Source organism: Achromobacter veterisilvae, assembly GCF_037619525.1.
GTDB lineage: Bacteria > Pseudomonadota > Gammaproteobacteria > Burkholderiales > Burkholderiaceae_B > Achromobacter > Achromobacter veterisilvae.
Genome location: NZ_CP148753.1, coordinates 481,967 through 501,597, shown reverse-complemented (window position 1 = coordinate 501,597; position 19,631 = coordinate 481,967). Strand labels below are relative to the sequence as shown.

The window sequence follows — 19,631 nt, the reverse complement described above, 5'->3', positions numbered from 1 at the left end:
CCTGACATGAAACACATAGGCATCGACGTAGGCGGCACCAACACGGACGCCGTTTTTGTGCAGGACAACCGCGTGCTGGGCGCGGTCAAGTCGCCCACCACCTCTGACGTGACCACGGGGGTGCGGCGCGCGCTCGCCGCGCTGATCCAGGCCTGCCCGCCGGCGGCCACGCCGGACGCCGTGATGATCGGCACCACGCATTTCACCAACGCCGTCGTGCAGCGCCGCGACCTGGAACCGGCCGCCGCGCTGCGCGTGTGCCTGCCGGCGGCGGCGTCGCTGCTGCCGTTCTGCGATTGGCCCGAGGACCTGGCGCGAAAGGTCAACGGTGGCACGTACCTGGTGCAGGGCGGCCATGAATTCGACGGCCGCGAGCTGATGCCGCTGGATGAAACCGCGGTGCGCGACGCGGCGCGCGCCATCCGCGCGTCGGGCGTTTCCACGGTGGCGATCAGCGGCGTCTTCTCGCCCCTGATCGGCGCGGCCGAACTGCGCGCGGGCGAGATCCTGCTGCAGGAGCATCCCGACTGCCGCATCACCTATTCGCACCAACTGGGCCGCATCGGCCTGCTGGGCCGGGAGAACGTGGCGTTGCTGAACGCCACGCTGATCGACCTGGCCCACAAGACGACCGACGCGTTCGTGCAGGCGCTGGCCGACAGCGGCATCCGCGCGCCGCTGTTCCTGACCCAGAACGACGGCACGGTCACCCTGGCCGAGAATGCGCGCGACTTCCCGGTGCATTCCTTCGCGTCCGGCCCCACGAATTCGATGCGCGGGGCGGTGTTCCTGGCTTCGATCAACGATGCGGTGGTCTGCGACGTCGGCGGCACCACGGCGGACGTGGGCTACGTGCAGAACGGCTTTCCGCGCCAGGCCAACAATATGGTGGAAGTGGGCGGCGTGCGCACCGCGTTCCGCATGCCCGACCTGCTTTCCATCGGGGTGGGCGGCGGGACGCTGGTGGATCCGCAGACCTTGCAGGTCGGCCCGGTCAGCGTCGGCCACCGCCTGCTCGAAGAGGCCCTGGTATTCGGCGGCCAGCAGCTCACCTGCACCGATATCGCCGTCGCGGCGGGACTGGCCGACATCGGCGACCGCGCCCGGGTGGCGCATCTGGATCCGGCCATGGTGCGCGGCGCGCTTGCCCGCATCCATGACGCCATCGCGGAGGCCTGCGACCGTATGAAGAGCGATGCGCGGGAGGTGCCGCTGATCGCCGTGGGCGGCGGTTCGGTCCTGATTCCCGACCGGGTCGCGGGCTTCTCCGACGTGGTGCGGGTCGAGAACCATGCCGTGGCGAACGCCGTGGGCGCGGCCATCGCGCAGGTCTCGGGCGAGGTCGACCAGATCTTCACCAACCTGGGCCGCGAGGAACTGCTGGAACGCGCGCGCGGCATCGCGGTGGAGCGCGCCGTGGCGGCGGGCGCGGACGCGGAAACGATCACCGTGATCGAGCAGGAAGACATTCCGCTGGCCTATCTGCCTGGAAACGCCGTAAGGGCGCGGGTCCGGGTGGTGGGCGAGATCGCCGGGCGCGCGCGCTAGGCGCGTTTCGGGCGCGGCCCTGGCGCGCCCGCGTCCGCCGTGCCCGCGCGCGCGTCCAGCAGGCAATCGATGAAGCATTGCGCCGCCGGAGTGGGCGGCGAGTCGGCGCGGGTCAGGATGGAAACGCGAGCAGCCGGCAGTTCGTGCGCCAATGACAGCATGCGCAGGCCGCGCGGCAGCAGGCTGTGGTCGAACAGGTTGCGCACGAAGATGCCCAGGGCATCGCTTTCGGCGATGATGGCGAGCGCCACCGCGATCGACTGGCACGGGATCACGTCGCGGGGCGCCGGCAGCTTGTGGGCCGCGAAGGCCAGCCGCAGCAGGTTGGCGGGCGCCTGGAGGTTGCCGGGCAGCAGCCATAGGGCATCGTGCAGTTCGGCCAGGCTGCGGGCGTGGCGCAGCGGATGGCCGGCGCGCGCGCCGACCGCCAGCGGCAGGGTGAACAGCGTGGCGCGGGCGAAACCGTCGTCGATGTCGCCGTCGTATTCCGTCTGCACCAGGAAATCGTAGCGGCCCGATTCCAGTTGTTCATGGCTGTAGGGCGGCGCCACCTCGTTGAAGGCGACGGCCACGCGCGGCATGCGCGCGCGGAAGGCGGCCAGCGCGGCGGGCAGCACCGTCAGCGCGGCCGAGCTGAACGCCAGGTTCAGCGTGCCGCCTTCGCCGTCGCGCATCTGTCCGATTTCTTCCTGCGCCCTGCGCGCTTCCTGCAGGATCAGGACGGCGCGCTTGTACAGGGCTTCGCCATAGACGGTCAGCTCCACTCCCCGGGCGCTGCGCCGCACCAGTTCGGCGCCCACGCTCTGCTCCAGTTCGCGCAGGCTGCGCGTGGCCGCGGGTTGGGTGACGAACAGCGCGCGCGCCGCGGCGCGGATGCTGCCGTGCTCGGCGATCAGTACGAAGGCGCGTAGTTGGCGCAGGTTCATGGGGCGGAGTCCGGATCCGGGAATCGACCAGCGCCAGCATATAAGAAAAAGTATTCGCTGGAACAAAAATACTGTCTTTTCCTTATCGTTTGCCGTCCGTATATTCATGCTCACGGGGCAGGCGCAGCGTCCGGGTTCACGGGCCGGCCGCCACCGGAACGGACATCAAGGGGAAAAAATGTCTATCGCTATCGCCGCCGCGCCGGGCCGGCAGGATCTCCACACGCCGGCGATGCGCCGGCGCGTCATCGCCGGCACCACGATCGGCAACGCGCTGGAGTTCTTCGACTTCACCGTCTTCACGTTCCTGATGCTGGTCATCGGGCCGCTGTTCTTTCCGGCCGCCTCGGGCTACGGGCAGTTGCTGCTGACCACCGCCACCTTCGGCGTCGGCTTCCTGATGCGCCCGGTGGGCGGCATGCTGATCGGATCCTATGCCGACCGCCACGGGCGGCGCGCGGCCATGACGCTGACCCTGTGGCTGATGGGGCTGGGCTGTGCGCTGATCGCGGCCGCGCCGACCCACGCGCAGATGGGCGCGGCGGGGCCGGTGCTGATGGTGCTGGCGCGCCTGGTCCAGGGCTTCGCGGCGGGCGGGGAAGTGGGCGCGTCGACCACGCTGCTGGTGGAGCACGCGCCGCCGGAGAAGCGCGGCTTTTATTCCAGTTGGCAGTTCGGCAGCCAGTCGCTGGGCGTGATGCTGGGCGCGCTCACGGTGGCCCTGCTGACGGCCGCGCTGACCAGGGAGCAGATGCAGGCCTGGGGCTGGCGCGTGCCATTCGTGATCGGCATCCTGACGGTGCCGGTGGGCGCCTACATCCGGCGCAATCTGGAGGAAACGCTCGAACAGCCGTCGCGCGCCAGCGCGGCGCAGCCGGCGGCGTCCGCCGGCCATCAGCCCCTGCGCCGCGTGTTCGCCGAACACAAGGCCCTCGTGGTCAAGGGCATCCTGCTGGTGATCGGCGGCATGGTGTGCGCGCAGATCATCGGCTTCTACATGCCGGCCTACGCCAACAAGGAACTGGGCCTGCCCGCAACGTCCACCCTGTCCGCCAGCGTCGTGCTGGGCGCTATCGGTTTCCTGATCGCGCCGTTCGTCGGCATGCTGGCCGACCGGGTGGGGCGCAAGAAGGTGATCTTCTGGTCGCGCGCGGCCACCGTGTGCGCATTGCTGCCGTGTTTCCAGTGGCTGGTGTCCGCGCCCAGCACCGGGCGGCTGATGACGGTGATCGCCTTGCTGGCGGTGCTGCTGGCCTTGCAGACCGCGCCCGTGATCACCATGCTGCCGGAGCTGTTCCCGAAGGCGGTGCGCACCACAGGCATGTCGGTCGTGTACGGGCTGGGCATTTCCGTTTTCGGCGGCTTTGCGCAATTCTTCGTGACCTGGCTGCTGCACGTCACCGGCAATCCGATGGCGCCGGCCTGGTACTTGATGGTGACCGTGACGCTTTCCACCGTGGTGCTGTTCTGGATCCGGGACCGCACCGGCCACGAAATCGATACCCGAGAGGCATGAGATGCAATCCGCGAACCGCTATTTTTCCTCCAGCTACGCCCAGGCCCGCGACCGCTTCCTGGCGGCGGCGGCTCCCCTGGCCGCGCACGTCCAGTCCTACGCCATCGAGCCCCTGGGCAGCGAAGGCGAGCCGCTGGCGACCGACGTGGCCCTGATCGGGGATGCCAACGCCGAGCGGCTGCTGATCATGACTTCGGCGACGCACGGCGTCGAGGGTTTCTGCGGTTCGGGCTGCCAGTTGGCGCTGCTGGACGACGCGCCGATGCTGGAGCGGGCGCGCCGCGCGGGCGTGGCCCTGCTGCTGGTGCACGCTGTGAACCCCTACGGATTCTCGTGGATCGCGCGCACGGACGAAGGCAACGTGGACCTGAACCGCAACGCGCAGCCGTTCGACGGCGGCCCGCTGCCGTCCAATCCCGGCTATGGGCTGGTCCACGGCCTGCTGCTGCCCAAGGAATGGCCGCCGACGGAGCAGAACCGGCGGGACCTCGCCCGCCATATCGAGCAGCACGGCTTGCCCGCGGTGACCCGGGCCGTCTCGCAGGGGCAGTACACGCACGCCGACGGCCTGTTCTATGGCGGCGGCGGCCCGGCGGCGTCGCTCGCGAACCTGCGCGCCATTCTGCGCACGCACGCCAGCCGCCATGCGCGCATCGGCTGGATCGACGTGCACACCGGCCTGGGCCCGCGCGGCCACGGCGAAAAGATCTACGCCGGCCGCCGCGACGAGGCCGAGGTCGCGCGGGCGCGCCGCTGGTGGGGCAGCGACATCGCCGTGCCGTACCAGGGAAGTTCCGCGTCGGTGGACATCACCGGGCATCTGGCCGGCCTGATCTACCAGGCCTGCCCCGATTCCGAACCCACTCTCATGGCGCTGGAGTTCGGCACCTTGCCGTGGGAAGACGTGGTCCACGCGCTGCGCGGCCGCAATTGGCTGCGCGCCTATCCCGAGGCCGGCGAGGCATTGCGGCGCCAGATCCTGCAAGCCACGCTGGACGCGTTCTACTGCGGCCAGGACGACTGGCACGGCATGGTGCTGGGCCAGAGCCGGGTTGCCGTGTTGCAGGCGCTGTGCGGACTGGAGGCGTAGCGCGGCCGGCAAGGCCGGGTTGCACCTGCCGCCGCCTTGGCATTGCGGCGGGTTGCACCTTCTGATGTGTGCATTCCAAGACGTGTCCGGGATTTTCCTAGTGGTGGGTTATCCCTAGTTGAGCCGCGCAGCAACCCGTCCGTATGCTCTGGTTAACCGTAGAGGCCGAAGAGTCCTTACCGGAGGAGTTTCAAACCTAGCCGGCATAGCTGACAAGGAACCAGGGATTTGCATAACGCGCCTCCTTTGAACTCGGCCGTCGCGGCCGTCCGGGACCAGCCCCTGCGGGTGATCCCATGGGCGACGTGGCTGCACCGCGTCTTCGTCGTCCTCATGTACGCGTTCATGCTCTGCCCCATCGTGCTGGTGGTCTGGCTGAGCTTCTTCAAGGACGCCATCCTCTACTTCCCTCCGTCCGGCTACACGCTGTCCTGGTACGTGAAGGCCTGGGAGAACCCCGCCTTCGCCAACGGCTTCCTGTTCAGCCTGCAAGTGTCGCTGGTGGCCGCTTTCATCGGCGTGGCCATGGGCGTGCTGGCCGCCGTGGGCATCGCCCGCTACCGCTTCGGCGGCAGCAAGGGCATCAATACCCTGCTGCTGTCGCCGCTGCTGATCCCCGGCATCGTGGCGGGCGTGGGCATCTACCTGTTCTATCTGCGCGCCGAAGAGGTCTTCGACCAGGACATCGTCGGCACCTTCGGCGGGCTGGTGATCGCCCACGTGTGCCTGACCATTCCCTGGACGGTCAGGCTGGTCACCGCCGGCATGGCGGGCCTGGACGGATCCATCGAGGAAGCGGCGCGCAACCTGGGCGCGAGCGCGCCGGTGGCGTTCATGCGGGTGACGCTGCCCATGCTGCGTCCGTCCATCGTGGCCGCCGCGCTGTTCAGCTTCGTCGTGTCCTTCGAGAACCTCGAATTGTCGCTGTCGCTGGTCGGGCCCGGGCGCACCACGCTGCCCATCGCGATCATGCAGTACCTGGAATTCAATCTAGATCCGACCATCGCCTCGGTGGCCTCGGTGCAAATTCTGCTGTTGGGCATCATCATGCTTGTGACCGACCGCTACGTGAAACTCAGTCAGGTGGTGTAGAAGATGGCGAAGGTCTCGATCGAAAACATCCGCAAGCAGTTCGGCGCGGCGGTGGCGGTGTCCGATTTCTCGCTGGAGATCGCGGAAGGGGAGCTGGTCGCGTTCCTGGGCCCCAGCGGCTGCGGCAAGACGACCACCCTGCGCATGATCGCTGGCTTCATCGCGCCCACGGCGGGGCGCATCCGCATCGGCGAAACCGACGTGACCCGCCTGCCCGTGCACAAGCGCGATACGGGCATGGTGTTCCAGCGCTACGCGCTGTTCCCGCACATGACGGTGGCGGAGAACGTGGCTTTCGGCCTGGAAATGCACAAGATCCCCAAGGCCGACCGAGACGGCAAGATCCGGCGCGTGCTGGACATGGTGCGCATGAGCGAACTGCGCGACCGCTACCCGCGCCAATTGTCCGGCGGGCAGCAGCAGCGCGTCGCGATCGCGCGCGCGCTGGCCATCGAACCCAAGGTTTTCCTGCTTGATGAACCGCTGTCCAACCTGGACGCCAAGCTGCGGGTGGAAGTGCGCGAAGAAATCCACGCCTTGCAGCGGCGCCTGGGCCTCACCACGGTCTTCGTCACGCACGACCAGGAAGAGGCGCTGGCGATCGCCGACCGCATGGCCATCATGCACGATGGCATCGTGCAGCAGGTCGGCACGCCCGACACGCTGTACGAGCGGCCGGCCAACCTGTTCGTGGCCGACTTCCTGGGCAAGATGAACGTCTTCAAGGGCCGCGGCGCGGACAACGTCTTCCAGACCGAGGCCGGCCAGCGCATCGCGGCGCAGGGCGGCTCCGGGGCCACGCACCTGGGCGTGCGGCCCGAGCGGGTGAGCCTGCGGGAGCAGCCTTCGGGCGGGAACGCGCTGGCGGGCGTGGTCGAGTCCTCGCTCTACCTGGGATCGATCCTGGAGGTGCGGGTGCAACTGGAAGGCGGCGACCGCATGGTCAGCCAGGTCGCCAACGGCGGCGCGCGCCAGGCGCAGCCGGCCCCCGGCGCGCGCGTCTACGCGTGCTTCGAGCCCGACGACTGCGTGTCGTTCACACAATAGGAGCCCCCCATGTCGACCGCGACGCAAGACGGGCCCCGCAGGGGCTGGCTGGGGCCGGGGCTGGCGTTTCCGGCATCGCTGGTGGTGCTGGCGATCATCCTGGTTCCCATCCTGCAACTGGCGCGCTACAGCTTCAACCGCTTCGACCCGGCGGAACTGATGCAGACCGCCTTCACGTTCGAGAACTACGCCAAGTTCTTCGGCGATCCCTACTACCGCGACATCTTCCTCACGACCCTGGGGATCGCCGGGCTGTGCACGGTGCTGGCGCTGGTGCTGGGCTTTCCCGTGGCGTATTTCCTGGCGCGCACGCAGAGCCGCTACAAGAGCCTGTTCGTGATCCTGCTGGTGTTCCCGCTGATGGTGGGCAACGTGGTGCGCGCCGCCGGCTGGATGGTGGCGCTGGGCAACGCCGGGGTGGTGAACGCCATCCTGCAGGGGCTGGGCCTGATCGACCGGCCGCTGACCCTGATGTACACGCCCACGGCGGTGGTCATCGGCACGACCGCGGTAGTGATGCCCTACCTGATCCTGACGCTGCAAAGCGTGCTCGAAGGCATGGACCTGTCCGTGGAAGAGGCCGCGCGCAACGTCGGCGCCAGCTTCTTCACCACGCTGCGCCGCATCGTGCTGCCCATCGCCGCGCCCGGCGTGGCGGCGGGGACGATGCTGGTGTTCATCCTGTGCATGAACGCCTACGCCACGCCGGTGCTGCTGGGAGGCTCCGGCCTGACCATGATGGCCCCCGCGCTGTACGACCAGATCACCCGCGCCTCCAACTGGCCCTTCGGCGCCGCGCTGGCCGTCATCCTGGTCTGCGGCACGCTCGTCATCGCCCTGATTTCCAACTGGCTGATCCATCGCCGCTATATCAAGACCATGGCGTCCTGAACCCGACTCCACAAAAAGGAATCCCTCATGGCTTCTGTATTGTTCAAGAACGCGAACCTGCTCGATCCCTTGCAGGCGGACCTGCTGGAAGGCCGGCACGTGTTGGTCGAGGACGGCGTCATCAAGGAAGTCTCCGACAAGCCGATCGCCTCGGCGTCCGCGCACGCCATAGACGCCGCGGGCCGCACGCTCATGCCCGGCCTGATCGACCTGCACGTGCACGTGCTGGCCACCCAACTGAACCTCAGCACGCAGGGCGTGCTGCCGGACGCGCTGGTCATGATGCGCGCCGTGCCCATCATGGCGGCGATGCTGCGCCGCGGCTTCACCACCGTCCGCGACGCGGGCGGCGCAGGCTGGGGCCTGAAGTGCGCCGTGAACGAGGGCACGGTCAAGGGCCCGCGCCTGTTCATCTCGGGCCGCGCGATCAGCCAGACCGGCGGGCACGGCGATCCGCGCCCGCGCTCCGACCACCTGCGGCCCATGAGCTTCTGCGGCTGCTGCTTCCGCGCCGGCGACATCGGCCGCGTGGCCGACGGCATCGACGACGTCCGCAAGGCGGTGCGCCAGGAACTGCAGATGGGCGCGGACCAGATCAAGATGATGGCGTCCGGCGGAGTCGCCTCGCCGACGGACCCGATCGCGTCCTACGGCTACTCGGAAGAGGAAATCCGCGTGATCGTCGACGAGGCCGCCAGCCGGCAGACCTATGTGATGGCGCACTCGTACACGGCGGACGCCATCGAACGCGCCATCCGCAACGGCGTGCGCACGATCGAGCACGGCAATCTGGTCGACGAGCGAGTGGCGCGCTACATGGCCGAGAAGGGCGCATTCGTGGTGCCGACGCTGGTGACGTACGAAGCGCTGGCGAACGAGGGCGCCGATTACGGGCTGCCGCCGGACTCGGTGGCCAAGATCGCCACGGTGCGCACCGCCGGCCTGCATTCGCTGGAGATCTACAAGAAGGCGGGTGTGAAGATCGGCTACGGCTCCGACCTGCTGGGGCCTTCGCAGCGGCTGCAAAGCGACGAGTTCCGCATCCGCGCCGAAGTATTGACGCCGCAGGAAGTGATCCAGTGCGCCACCACCACCGCCGCCGAGGTCCTGAACCAGGTGGGGCAGTTGGGCCGCATCCAGGCCGGCGCGCTGGCGGACGTGCTGCTGGTGGACGGCAACCCCTACCGGGACCTGTCCTGCCTGCTGGGCCAGGGCGAGCGCATCGCGCTGATCATGAAGGGCGGCGTCATCGAACACAACGGACTGGGGGCATAGGCGCCATGAGCGATCCCACGCAGCAGCAATCCGAAGTCGGCGAAGAATCCCGCGACGTCAACGCGGCCAAGGGCTGGCATCCGCCGTCGGCGCCCGCGCCCCGGGACCGCGGACTGGGGCCGTTCCCCCGCCTGATCCTGCGCGGCGCCACGATCATCGACGGCACCGGCGCGCCGCCGTGGGGGCCGGTGGACATCGTGATCGAGAACGACCGGATCACGGGGCTGGTGAACGTGGGCACGCCGCACAAGGCGATCGACCCGAAGCGGCGTCCGGGGCCGGGCGACCATGAAATCGACTGCCACGGCAAATTCGTGACGCCGGGCTTCGTGGACGCGCACGCGCACATCGGCACGCCCTACCACGCCATGAGCGGCATCGTGCCGCCCGCCGACTACATCTACCGGCTGTGGCTGGCGCACGGCGTGACCACCGTGCGCGAGATGGGCGCCATGGGCGGGCTGGGCTGGACGCTCGAGCAGCGCGAGCTGTCCGCCGCCAACAGGATCGCCGCGCCGCGCATGGTGGTGCATTCGGTGTTTCCGGCGGTCAACGACCGCGTCAAGACCATCCACACGCCGGAGCAGGGCCGTGAATGGGTGCGCAAACTGGCCGCGCGCGGGGCGGACGGCATCAAGTTCTTCGGCGCGCCGCCCGCCATCATGGAGGCCGCGCTGGACGAGGCGGCGCAACTGGGCCTGCGATCGGGCTGCCACCATGCGCAAATGGCCGTCACGCGGGTGAACGCGCTGAAATCGGCGCGCTGGGGCCTGACCAGTTCCGAGCACTACTACGGCTTGCCCGAGGCCCTGTTCGAGGACCGCGTGGTGCAGTCGTTCCCCACCGACTACAACTACAGCGACGAATACTACCGCTTCGCGGTCGCGGGGCAGACGTTCATGCAGGCCGCGCAGCCGGGATCGGCCAAGTGGCGCGAGGTCATGGACAGCTTCCTGGAACTGGGCCACACCTTCGTGCCCACCTTCAACATCTACGACGCCAACCGCGACCTGATGCGCGCGCGCCGCGCCGACTGGCACGACGAATACACCTGGAAAGCGGTCTGGAAGTACTTCCAGCCGCAGCGCGGCGGGCATGGCGCCTACTGGTATCGCTGGAGCACCACCAACGAGATTGAGTGGAAGCAGAACTACCGGCTGTGGATGCAATTCATCAACGAATACAAGAACCTGGGCGGCCGCGTTTGCGCCGGCAGCGATTCCGGCTTCATCTTCCAGATCTACGGCTTCGGCTTCGTCCGCGAACTGGAACTGCTGCAGGAGGCGGGCTTCCATCCCATCGAGGTGCTGCGCGCGGCCACGTCGCAGAGCGCGGCGCTGCTGGGCATCGATGACGACACCGGCTCCATCGACGTGCAGAAACGCGCCGACCTGCTGATCCACAACCAGAATCCGCTGACCGACTTCAAGCTGCTGTTCGGCACCGGTGCCATGCGCCTGAACGACGCGACGGCGCAAGTCGAATGGCAGCGCTGCCTGGAAACCACCATCAAGTCCGGCGTGGTGTACGACACGGCCGAACTGCTGGCCGACGTGCGCGCCATGGTCCAGGGTAGTTGGGCGGACGATCCGGACGGCGAGCGCCCGCCTTTCGGCGGCTCGCCCGCGGGCTCTCCCTGCGACGACGCGCAGGCGGGGGCCTGACATGGCGGTCGACCTCTTCCTGCTTTGCGGATTCCTGGGTAGCGGCAAGACCACGCTGCTGGTGGATTACCTGCGCGACCCCGCCGCGGCGGATACCGGCGTGATCGTGAACGAAGCCGGAGAGGTCGGCGTGGACGGCGCCATCGTGGCCAACGACAGCGGCAACGTGCCGATGACTCTGATGGCCAACGGCTGCGTGTGCTGCTCCCTGCGCAGCGATCTGATCCATACGCTGAGCGCGCTGCTGGACGCGCCCAGGCCGGAAGGCGCCGGACCGCTCAAGCGCGTCGTCCTGGAGTGCAGCGGCCTGTCGCGCCCGGGGCCCGTCATCGCGTCGCTGGCCGATCCGGAACTGACGAGCCGCGGCCTGCGCCTCACGGTGGTCTGCACCGACGACTGCGCGCGCGATCCCGACGCGCTGGCGGAGATGGACGAGGCGATGGCACAGTTCGGCGCCGCGCACCGCATCGTGCTGACCAAGACCGATCTGCTGCCGCCGTCCGGGTTGGAAGCGCGTGCCGCGCGCGCCGCCGCCTTGAATCCCCTGGCCGCGGTCATCGCCGAGCCGGACCGCCGGCGCGCCGTGCTGGCGGCGTTCGCGCCCGCGCAAGGGGCGGCCGACCTCGCGGGCCTGGCCGCGCACATGCTGGCGGCGGGCGGGCGAACCGCGGCGCACCCGAGGATCCGCGTCATGGCGGCGCGGGCCCGCGCGGGTATCAGTTGGACGGATTTCTCGGAGTGGCTGGACAACCTGGCCGGCTTCTGCGGCGAGCGCCTGCTGCGCGTCAAGGCGGTGGTGCGCGTCAGCGAATGCGCCGAACCCATCCTGATCCAGTCGGTCGGCACCACGTTCAGCGCGCCCCAGCGCCTGACGCAGCAGCCCGATGCGCGCGACGCCATCATCGTCATCGCCCGCGACATCGACGCCGACGAGATCCGCGCGTGCGCGCCCGATGCGCCGGTGGAGATGCTCGCCTGAAATTTTCGCCAGGGGCGCGGCCACCGGCAATGCCGGCGGCGCGCCCGCTTCGTAGTAAGTCGTCTGTTCCCCTTCGATACGAGGTCGTTATGCAAGAGAAAAACCTGACTCGCCGTGGCTTCATCAAGACGGCATCCGGCCTGGCCCTGGCCCCCGCCCTGGGCTGGATGCCGGGCATGGCGCATGCCGCCGGGAAAGAAATCGTCGTAGGGACCTGGGGCGGCGATTACCAGAACCTGCTGCAGCAGATCATCAATCCCATCGTCGGCAAGCAGGGCGTGAACGTGGTGTACGACACGGGCAACGCCGTGGGCCGCGTGACCAAGCTGCGCGCGGAAAAGAACTCGCGCCGCGGCAGCATGGACGTGGCGCTGCTGGGCGAGGTCGACATGTACGACGCCGAGCGGTCGGGCACCCTGGAGCCCGTGGACGCCAAGAAGCTGCCCAACCTGGCGCATGCGATCGGCGCCCTGAAGACGCCGTATTCCATCCCGCACATCTTCAGCGCGATGACGCTGGTCTACAACACCGAGAAATTCCCCACGCCGCCGGACTCGCTGGAGGTCCTGCTGGATCCGAAGTGGAAGGGGCAGGTGGGTTTTTCCGACATCCTGTACCTGTACAACGCCGTGTTCGTCGGCCTGGGCGCGGGCGGAGACACCAAGAGCTTCGACGGCGGCAAGCGCTTCCTGGCCAAGCTCAAGCCCAATGCGCCGCGCATCTATCCGTCCAACGAAGCGGTGGCCGCCGCCTTCAAGTCGGGCGAGATCGCGATCGCGTGCATGTGGAAGGCGCGCGCGCTGCAATGGCGCGACAGCGGCCTGCCGCTGGGTTTCGTCATCCCGAAGGAAGGTTCGGTGCCGGTGGCGTTCGAGGCCGCCGTGGCCAAGAACAGCCGCAACAAGGACGCGGCCTGGGAATACCTCAACGCCATGCTCGACCCGCAGGGCCAGATCGCTTTCGCCGAAAAAATGGGCTACGCGCCCACCGTGACCAACGCGTCGCTGCCCGAACCGCTGAAGCGGGTGGGCTTTTCGGACGCCGAGGTCAAGCTGCTGCACGCCTACGACTTGAAGGGCCTGACGGAGAAGAAGGCCGACATCCTCGAATTCTGGAACAAGGAATTCAAGGCGGGATGAGGGAGGCCGCCTGGGTGCCGGACGCTCACTTCACCTCGCGGAAAGGTGTCCGACACTCGTACGAGACGGAACGCGGAAAGGTGTCTGACACCCGTACGAGATGCGCTCTGTTTTGTTGGTGTCTGACACCCGTACGAGACGCGCTCCGTTTTGTTCCGATGCTTCCCGGGTGTCAGACACCCACAACCCCGTGTCAGACACCCGGCAAGACCGTCTCAACCCGGACCGGCATTCCGTAAGGGTGTCAGACACTTCACCTCGCGAAAGGTGTCCGACACTCGTGCGAGACGGAACGCGGAAAGGTGTCTGACACCCGTACGAGACGCGCTCCGTTCTGTCCCGATGCCTCCCGGGTGTCAGACACCCTTGCCTTTTACGCCCCCTTCCCCGCACCACAACTGAAATGTTATATCATTTGCTTCTTGTTTGTAATGATATAACATTTGAAGAGGGCAAAAATGAACGGCAAGAAGCAGGGGCGGGAGCGGGAAATCGGCGCGGGAGGCGGCCGGCGGCCGCGCCGCAAGGGCGGCCTCAAACCCCTGGCCTGCGCATTGATACTGGCCGCGCCGGCGGTCCAGGCCCAGACGGAAACGGAATCCGCCAGCGCCCGGACGCTGGCGCCCATCACGGTGTCGGCCAATCCGCTGGGCCTGGACCTGAACAGCACCACGCTGCCGGCGTCGGTACTGGAAGGCGATGCGCTGATCGAACAGCGCACCGGGACGCTGGGCGAAACGCTGAAGAACCTGCCCGGCGTCAATAGCGATACCTTCGGCGCCGGCGCCAGCCGTCCGGTCATCCGCGGGCAGACCGCGCCGCGCGTGAAGGTGCTGTCCGACGGTTCCGAGGTCATGGACGCGTCCGGCATTTCTCCCGACCATGCCGTGACGGTGGAGCCGTTGCTGGCCGAGCGCATCGAAGTGCTGCGCGGCCCGGCCACACTGCTGTACGGCGGCGGCGCGATCGGCGGCGTGGTCAACGTGGTGGACAAGAAGGTTCCCACCGCGGTGCCGGAGAAGGGCATCGAGGCCGAAGCCGAACTGCGCGGCGCCACGGGCACCAAGGAGCGCTCGGGCGCGGTGGGCATCACGGCGGGCCAAGGGCAATTCGCCGTGCGCGTGGAAGGCATGAAGCGCCGCACCAGCGACTACGACGTGCCGGACTGGCCGGGCGGCAAGCTGGAAGGCTCGTACAGCGAATCCTCCCAAGGTTCCGTCGGCATGTCGTGGATCACGCCGCGCGGCTACGTCGGCCTGGCCTTCACCCACCTGGAAAGCGAATACGGCCTGCCCGGGCACAATCACGAATACGAAGGCTGCCACCCGCATGGCACGCACCTGCACTGCGGCGGCCACGATCATGACGACGGCGACGTAGACGAGGACCACGACCACGATCATGAACATGGCGGCGTGCCCTACGTGAAACTGCGCAGCAACCGCCTGGACCTGCGCGCCGAATACCAGGATCCGTTCGCCGGCTTCGAGAAGATCCGCCTGCGCGGCGGCCTGACCGACTACCAGCACGACGAGATCGAAGGCGGCGAAGTCGGCACCCGCTTCAAGAACAAGGGCTATGACCTGCGCCTGGAATTGCAGCACAAGCCCATCGCGGGCTGGCGCGGCGTGATCGGATTGCAGAACGCCTACAGCGATTTCAGCGCCGACGGCGAGGAAGCCTTCCTGCCGCGCAGCAAGACGCGCTCCAACGGCCTGTTCGTGCTGGAGGAATACCAGTTGAACGACTGGCGCTTCGAACTGGGCGCGCGGCAGGACTGGCAGCGCATCTCGCCGTCGGGCGGCGCGCCGCGCAGCAGCCTGTCTGGCACCTCGTTCTCCGCCGCGGCCATCTGGGACTTCGCGCCGCAGTACTCGGTGGCGTTGTCGCTGTCGCGCTCCCAGCGCCTGCCGACCGCGCAGGAACTCTACGCCGACGGCGTGCACATCGCCACCAACACCTACGAACTGGGCAACCCCGACCTGGGCCGCGAGACCTCGCACAACATCGACCTGACGCTGCGCAAGCATTCCGGCGACACGACGTTCTCGGCCAGCGTGTTCCACAACCGGGTGAAGAACTACATCTATGCCAACACGCTGGACCGCTACGAGGACTTCCGCCTGATCGAATACGCCCAGCGCGACGCGGAATTCACGGGCGTGGAAGGCGAGTTGCGCCACCAGTTCACGCCGGTGTTCTCGGCCGCCGTGTTCGGCGACTACGTGCGCGGCAAGCTGACCGGGGGCGACGGCAACCTGCCGCGCATCCCGGCGGCCCGCGCCGGCCTGCGGGGCAATGTGAAGTGGGGGCAGTGGTCGGGCGGCGTCGAGTACGCGCGCGTCTTCTCGCAAAAGGACATCGCCGCCTACGAGGACAGCACGCCCGGCTACAACATGGTGAACGCGGTGGTGGCCTATCGCGGCCAGTATGGCGCCACGGGCTATGAAGTCTACCTGCGCGGCACCAACCTGCTGAACAAGCTGGCCTACAACCACGCTTCGTTCATCTCCTCCGTCGCGCCGCTGCCGGGACGCAGCGTGCTGCTGGGCGTGCGGATGACGTACTGAAGACGCGCGGGCCGCCGCCGGCGGCCCGATAGCTTCCGCCATGGCGGGACGGGGGAACCGTCCCGCCATTTTTCCGTTCTACGGGTAGACCCCGATATCCCCGCGGTTGACGCGTTTCGAACCCGTTCATAGAATCCAATTTGTGATCACATATCAAAAATAGCATTCGACGGAAGCGGCATGGTCCAACAAGAACACTTCGATATCCGAGACAAGGTCGTTTTGATTACCGGCGCGGCAGGCGGCATCGGCGCCGCGCTCAGCCGGGCTTTTGCCCGGGCGGGCGCGACGGTGGTGCTGGCCGACCTGGCGGGGGAAAGGCTGGATGCGCTGGCGTCCGAGCTGCGCGGATCCGGCGCAAAGACCGGAAGCTACGCGCTGCAAGTGGAAGACCGCGCCGCCTGCGAGACGGTGGTGGCCGAGGCGTTGGCCGATTTCGGCGGGGTCGACGTGCTGGTGAACTGCGCCGGGGTCAACACCCGCATGCGGCCGGAGCTCTACCCCGAAGACGTCTGGGACCGCATCGTCGATATCAACCTGAAGGGCAGCTTCAACATGTGCCAGGCCGTGCACGCCTCCATGCGGGCGCGCGGCAAGGGCAAGATCATCAACATCGGCTCCATCCTGGCGCTGGCCTCCAACGCCGTGACCGCGGCGTACTCGGCCAGCAAGGGCGGGGTCCTGCAACTGACGCGGTCGCTGGCCTGCGCCTGGGCGGCCGACGGCATCGCCGTGAACGTGATCCAGCCCGGCTGGATCGATACCGCGCTGTCGCGCCAGGCGCGGGTGGACATCCCCGGGCACGCGGAGCGCGTCGTGGCCACCACGCCCATGGGGCGCTGGGGCGAACCCGAAGACCTGGTCGGCCCGGCCTTGTTCCTGGCCAGCCCCGCTTCCGACTTCGTGACCGGCGCGAGCCTGGTCGTGGACGGCGGCGTGACCGCGCACATCTGAGCGCCACTGACGAGGGGACAGCATGCAATTCGAGGAACTCGAACAGAAAACGCCGGTGCACACGCTGGCCGTGCAGGAGAGCGATTGGGCGCTGCTGACGCGCGCCGAGGCGCTGCGGCTGACGACGCTGTTCCTGGTGGCGCGCCGCTTCGAGGAAAAAATCCTGCAACTGGACAAGCTGAACCTGGTGCACGGGCCGGCGCATTCCAGCATCGGGCAGGAAGGCGCGGCAGCGGGCTGCATCGCGGCGCTGCCCGTCGATACCCTGATGAACGGCACGCACCGCGCGCATCACCAATGCATCGCCAAGGCGGTCAACGCGCTGTACGACGACGGCCTGGATCCGTCCGCGGCCGGGCTGACGCTGCGCATGCGGCAGGAGATCCAGGGCCTGATGCACGAGATCCTGGGGCTGAAGGACGGCTGGACCGGCGGGCGCGGCGGCTCCATGCATTTGCGCCGCGCGGACCTGGGCATCATGGGCACCAACGCCATCGTGGCCGGCGGCATTCCCATCGCCTGCGGGCACGCGTTCGCGGAGAAGCGGCGCGGCTCGGGCAAGGCCATGGTCACGTTCTTCGGCGACGGCGCCGTGCACCAGGGCGCCACGCATGAAGCCATGAACCTGGCGGCCCTGTACGGCCTGCCCATGATCTTCTTCCTCGAGAACAACAAATACGCCGTGTCCATGAGCGTGGAGCAATCCACCTTCGAAACCGAACTGCTGACACGGCCGCAGGGCCACGGCATCGCGGCGGTCAAGGTGGACGGCATGAACCCGTTCGCGGTCTGGCTGGCCACGCGCTGGGCGCGCGACCACATCGCCCGCGAGGGGCGGCCGGCCTTCATTCTGGCCGAGGTCTACCGCTACTACCACCAGAGTTCGTCGATCCCGGGCAGCGCATTCGGCTACCGCACGCGCGACGAGGAAAACGCCTGGAAGGCGCGCGATCCCTGGCTGTTCCTGCAGCGGGAGCTGCCGGCGCGCGGCATTCTCGATGCCACCGAACTGGCCGCCATCGACGCCGCCGTGACCGATGCGGTGGATGCCGCCGCCGCGTCCTGCGTCGAAGGCGCCGGATCGTCGGCCCGCATCCGCGCCGAACTCTGGCCCGCTGCCGCCACCGTGGACGAGCACCTCGCGAGCGACATGGCCGAATTCGACGGAGTGCGCTACGCCGAGGCGGAAGACTACGCCGCCGAGGACATGGAACCCCTGTCCTACATCGAGGCCATTGCGCGGACCATGGGCGCGCGCATGGCCGAGGACGAGGACATCTACGTCTTCGGCGAGGACGTCGCCAACATGGGCGGGGGCACGGTGGGCGCGACCCGCGGCCTGACCGACCGGTTCGCCGGCAGGCTGATCAATACGCCCATCACCGAGAACGGCTTCTGCGGCCTGGCGACCGGCGCGGCGCTGTCGGGCCTGAAGCCCGTGGTCGAACTGATGTACAGCGATTTCTTCCTGGTCGCGGGCGACCAGTTGCTGAACCAGGCGGGCAAGATCCGGCACCTGTTCAACGGCACGGCCTGCGTGCCGCTGGTGCTGCGCACCCGCATCCCGGGACCCGAAGGCTATGGTTCGCAGCACTCGATGGATCCGGCGGGCGTGTTCGCGCTGTTTCCCGGATGGCGCATCGTGGCGCCGTCCAACGCCTTCGACTACGTGGGCCTGATGAACTCGGCCTTGCGCTGCAAGGACCCGGTGCTGGTCATCGAGCCGCAGCAACTGCACAAGCGCAAGACGCCGGTTCCCACGGACCTGGACTACTACATCCCCATCGGCCGCGCCAAGCGCGTGCGCGAGGGCGACCAGATCACGCTGCTGACGACCTTGACCATGGTGGACGAATGCTGCCGCCTGGTGGACGAGGCGGGTGTGCGCGCCGACGTGATCGACCTGCGCACGCTGTCGCAGCGCGACATCGACTACGACACCATCGGCCGCTCCGTCATGAAGACGGGCCGCGTGGCGATCGTGGAGCAGACCACGCGGGGCGCGAGCCTGGGGGCGTTGATCGCCGACGAGATCCAGCGCCGCTACTTCGACTACCTGGACCAGCCGGTCAAGCGCGTCACGGGCCGGTGGGCGCCGCCCGTGGTGTCGCAGGCGCTGGAGCGCGCCGCCCTGGCGGGCGAAGACGACGTCCGCGCGCTGATCCAGGACATGCTGGCCGACAGCGCGCTGTCGGCCACGCCCAAGGGAGACGCCCGTGCCGCGCGCGCTTGAAGGCAAGACCATCCTGATCACCGGCGCGGCCGGCGGCATCGGCCGCGCGACCGCGGCGGTCTGCGGCGAACAGGGCGCCTCGCTGGTGCTGGCGGACCGGCAGGCGCCGCGGGACCTGGCCGAGCAACTGGGCGCCGGCGGCGTGCCGGCCCGCGCCATCGCGTTCGACGTCGCCGACCGGGCCGCGGCCGAAGCCGCCGTGGCCGGCATCGACCGCCTGGACGCGCTGGTGGCCAATGCGGGCTACTGCCCCTGGGACGACTGGAACGAGGCGGGCTGGGACGATGTATTCCACCAGGTCATCGACATCAACCTGCTTGGCCTCATGCACCTGACGCGCGCCGCGCTGGCGAAGATGAGCGCGCAGGGCGCCGGCCGCATGGTCCTGGTGTCTTCCGTGGCGGCGCGCATGGGCGGCCTGGCGGCCAGCCCGCACTACGTCGCGGCCAAGGGCGGCACGCATGCCTTGGTCAAATGGCTGGCCCGCAGGGCGGCCGATTCCGGCGTCACCGTGAACAGCGTCGCGCCCGGCGCGACCGATACGGGGATGACGCAGGGGCAGGCTTTCGATGCGAATAGAATTCCGCTGCGGCGCATGGCGCAGCCGCGCGAAATCGCCTTGCCCATCGCCTTTCTCTGTTCCGATGGCGCGAGCTACATCTGCGGCGCCACTCTGGATGTGAACGGTGGCGTCTATATGAATTGAG

General features: G+C 68.2%; 15 protein-coding genes. 14 read left to right on the top strand and 1 reads right to left on the bottom strand.

Translation table 11 applies throughout. The annotated features are described in order from the left end of the window. The first annotated feature begins 6 nt into the window (after positions 1-6). Positions 7-1,548, top strand: coding sequence for a hydantoinase/oxoprolinase family protein (locus WHX56_RS02275; RefSeq protein WP_338880190.1), 1,542 nt, complete (start codon positions 7-9; stop codon positions 1,546-1,548). Here the strand turns inward: WHX56_RS02275 and WHX56_RS02270 are convergent. Further along, entirely contained in the window at positions 1,545-2,474 is a 930-nt protein-coding gene (locus WHX56_RS02270; RefSeq protein WP_338880189.1) for a LysR substrate-binding domain-containing protein, read from the bottom strand. The genes WHX56_RS02275 and WHX56_RS02270 overlap by 4 nt on opposite strands. Positions 2,475-2,652: 178 nt before the next feature. Between WHX56_RS02270 and WHX56_RS02265 the strand changes: the two genes are divergently transcribed. The 13 genes from WHX56_RS02265 to WHX56_RS02205 all read left to right on the top strand — a co-directional run bounded on the left by WHX56_RS02265 (position 2,653) and on the right by WHX56_RS02205 (position 19,630). Continuing rightward, positions 2,653-3,990, top strand: coding sequence for an MFS transporter (locus tag WHX56_RS02265; protein ID WP_287755895.1), 1,338 nt, complete (start codon positions 2,653-2,655; stop codon positions 3,988-3,990). Position 3,991: 1 nt separating this feature from the next. Continuing rightward, positions 3,992-5,080, top strand: coding sequence for a M14 family metallopeptidase (locus WHX56_RS02260; protein WP_338880188.1), 1,089 nt, complete (start codon positions 3,992-3,994; stop codon positions 5,078-5,080). A gap of 246 nt (positions 5,081-5,326) precedes the next feature. Then, the gene (locus WHX56_RS02255) at positions 5,327-6,172 is read left to right on the top strand and encodes an ABC transporter permease (protein WP_244235124.1); all 846 of its coding nucleotides are present in this window, start codon (positions 5,327-5,329) and stop codon (positions 6,170-6,172) included. A gap of 3 nt (positions 6,173-6,175) precedes the next feature. Continuing rightward, a complete protein-coding gene (locus tag WHX56_RS02250) occupies positions 6,176-7,219 on the top strand; it encodes an ABC transporter ATP-binding protein (protein ID WP_129243946.1) in 1,044 nt (347 codons plus the stop codon). Positions 7,220-7,228: 9 nt separating this feature from the next. Then, on the top strand, positions 7,229-8,110 hold the full coding sequence (locus WHX56_RS02245) for an ABC transporter permease (protein WP_287755897.1): 882 nt from the start codon (positions 7,229-7,231) through the stop codon (positions 8,108-8,110). A 27-nt stretch (positions 8,111-8,137) separates the two neighbouring features. Continuing rightward, positions 8,138-9,385: an amidohydrolase family protein gene (locus tag WHX56_RS02240; RefSeq protein ID WP_338880187.1), complete on the top strand. Its 1,248-nt coding sequence runs from the start codon at positions 8,138-8,140 to the stop codon at positions 9,383-9,385. A 5-nt stretch (positions 9,386-9,390) separates the two neighbouring features. Beyond that, on the top strand, positions 9,391-11,049 hold the full coding sequence (locus tag WHX56_RS02235; protein WP_287755898.1) for an amidohydrolase family protein: 1,659 nt from the start codon (positions 9,391-9,393) through the stop codon (positions 11,047-11,049). A gap of 1 nt (position 11,050) precedes the next feature. Beyond that, positions 11,051-12,028: a CobW family GTP-binding protein gene (locus tag WHX56_RS02230; RefSeq protein WP_338880186.1), complete on the top strand. Its 978-nt coding sequence runs from the start codon at positions 11,051-11,053 to the stop codon at positions 12,026-12,028. 89 nt (positions 12,029-12,117) lie between these two features. Further along, on the top strand, positions 12,118-13,167 hold the full coding sequence (locus WHX56_RS02225; RefSeq protein ID WP_129243931.1) for an ABC transporter substrate-binding protein: 1,050 nt from the start codon (positions 12,118-12,120) through the stop codon (positions 13,165-13,167). 458 nt (positions 13,168-13,625) lie between these two features. Beyond that, positions 13,626-15,737 (top strand): TonB-dependent receptor domain-containing protein, encoded by a 2,112-nt coding sequence (locus WHX56_RS02220; RefSeq protein ID WP_338880185.1) that lies wholly within the window; start codon positions 13,626-13,628, stop codon positions 15,735-15,737. Between the two features lie 180 nt (positions 15,738-15,917). Next, a complete protein-coding gene (locus WHX56_RS02215) occupies positions 15,918-16,691 on the top strand; it encodes a glucose 1-dehydrogenase (RefSeq protein WP_338880184.1) in 774 nt (257 codons plus the stop codon). A 22-nt stretch (positions 16,692-16,713) separates the two neighbouring features. Continuing rightward, complete coding sequence (locus tag WHX56_RS02210) at positions 16,714-18,924, top strand: alpha-ketoacid dehydrogenase subunit alpha/beta (protein WP_338880183.1); 2,211 nt, start codon at positions 16,714-16,716, stop codon at positions 18,922-18,924. Further along, on the top strand, positions 18,908-19,630 hold the full coding sequence (locus WHX56_RS02205; protein WP_338880182.1) for an SDR family NAD(P)-dependent oxidoreductase: 723 nt from the start codon (positions 18,908-18,910) through the stop codon (positions 19,628-19,630). Before WHX56_RS02210 ends, WHX56_RS02205 begins: the two co-directional genes overlap by 17 nt. The last annotated feature ends 1 nt before the right edge of the window (position 19,631 follow it).

What these genes read in the sequence shown, in the direction of transcription:
- WHX56_RS02275 (WP_338880190.1), top strand. Translation starts at nt 7, where the DNA reads ATGAAACACATAGGCATCGACGTAGGCGGCACCAACACGGACGCCGTT.
- WHX56_RS02270 (WP_338880189.1), bottom strand. Translation starts at nt 2,474, where the DNA reads ATGAACCTGCGCCAACTACGCGCCTTCGTACTGATCGCCGAGCACGGC.
- WHX56_RS02265 (WP_287755895.1), top strand. Translation starts at nt 2,653, where the DNA reads ATGTCTATCGCTATCGCCGCCGCGCCGGGCCGGCAGGATCTCCACACG.
- WHX56_RS02260 (WP_338880188.1), top strand. Translation starts at nt 3,992, where the DNA reads ATGCAATCCGCGAACCGCTATTTTTCCTCCAGCTACGCCCAGGCCCGC.
- WHX56_RS02250 (WP_129243946.1), top strand. Translation starts at nt 6,176, where the DNA reads ATGGCGAAGGTCTCGATCGAAAACATCCGCAAGCAGTTCGGCGCGGCG.
- WHX56_RS02245 (WP_287755897.1), top strand. Translation starts at nt 7,229, where the DNA reads ATGTCGACCGCGACGCAAGACGGGCCCCGCAGGGGCTGGCTGGGGCCG.
- WHX56_RS02240 (WP_338880187.1), top strand. Translation starts at nt 8,138, where the DNA reads ATGGCTTCTGTATTGTTCAAGAACGCGAACCTGCTCGATCCCTTGCAG.
- WHX56_RS02235 (WP_287755898.1), top strand. Translation starts at nt 9,391, where the DNA reads ATGAGCGATCCCACGCAGCAGCAATCCGAAGTCGGCGAAGAATCCCGC.
- WHX56_RS02230 (WP_338880186.1), top strand. Translation starts at nt 11,051, where the DNA reads ATGGCGGTCGACCTCTTCCTGCTTTGCGGATTCCTGGGTAGCGGCAAG.
- WHX56_RS02225 (WP_129243931.1), top strand. Translation starts at nt 12,118, where the DNA reads ATGCAAGAGAAAAACCTGACTCGCCGTGGCTTCATCAAGACGGCATCC.
- WHX56_RS02220 (WP_338880185.1), top strand. Translation starts at nt 13,626, where the DNA reads ATGAACGGCAAGAAGCAGGGGCGGGAGCGGGAAATCGGCGCGGGAGGC.
- WHX56_RS02215 (WP_338880184.1), top strand. Translation starts at nt 15,918, where the DNA reads ATGGTCCAACAAGAACACTTCGATATCCGAGACAAGGTCGTTTTGATT.
- WHX56_RS02210 (WP_338880183.1), top strand. Translation starts at nt 16,714, where the DNA reads ATGCAATTCGAGGAACTCGAACAGAAAACGCCGGTGCACACGCTGGCC.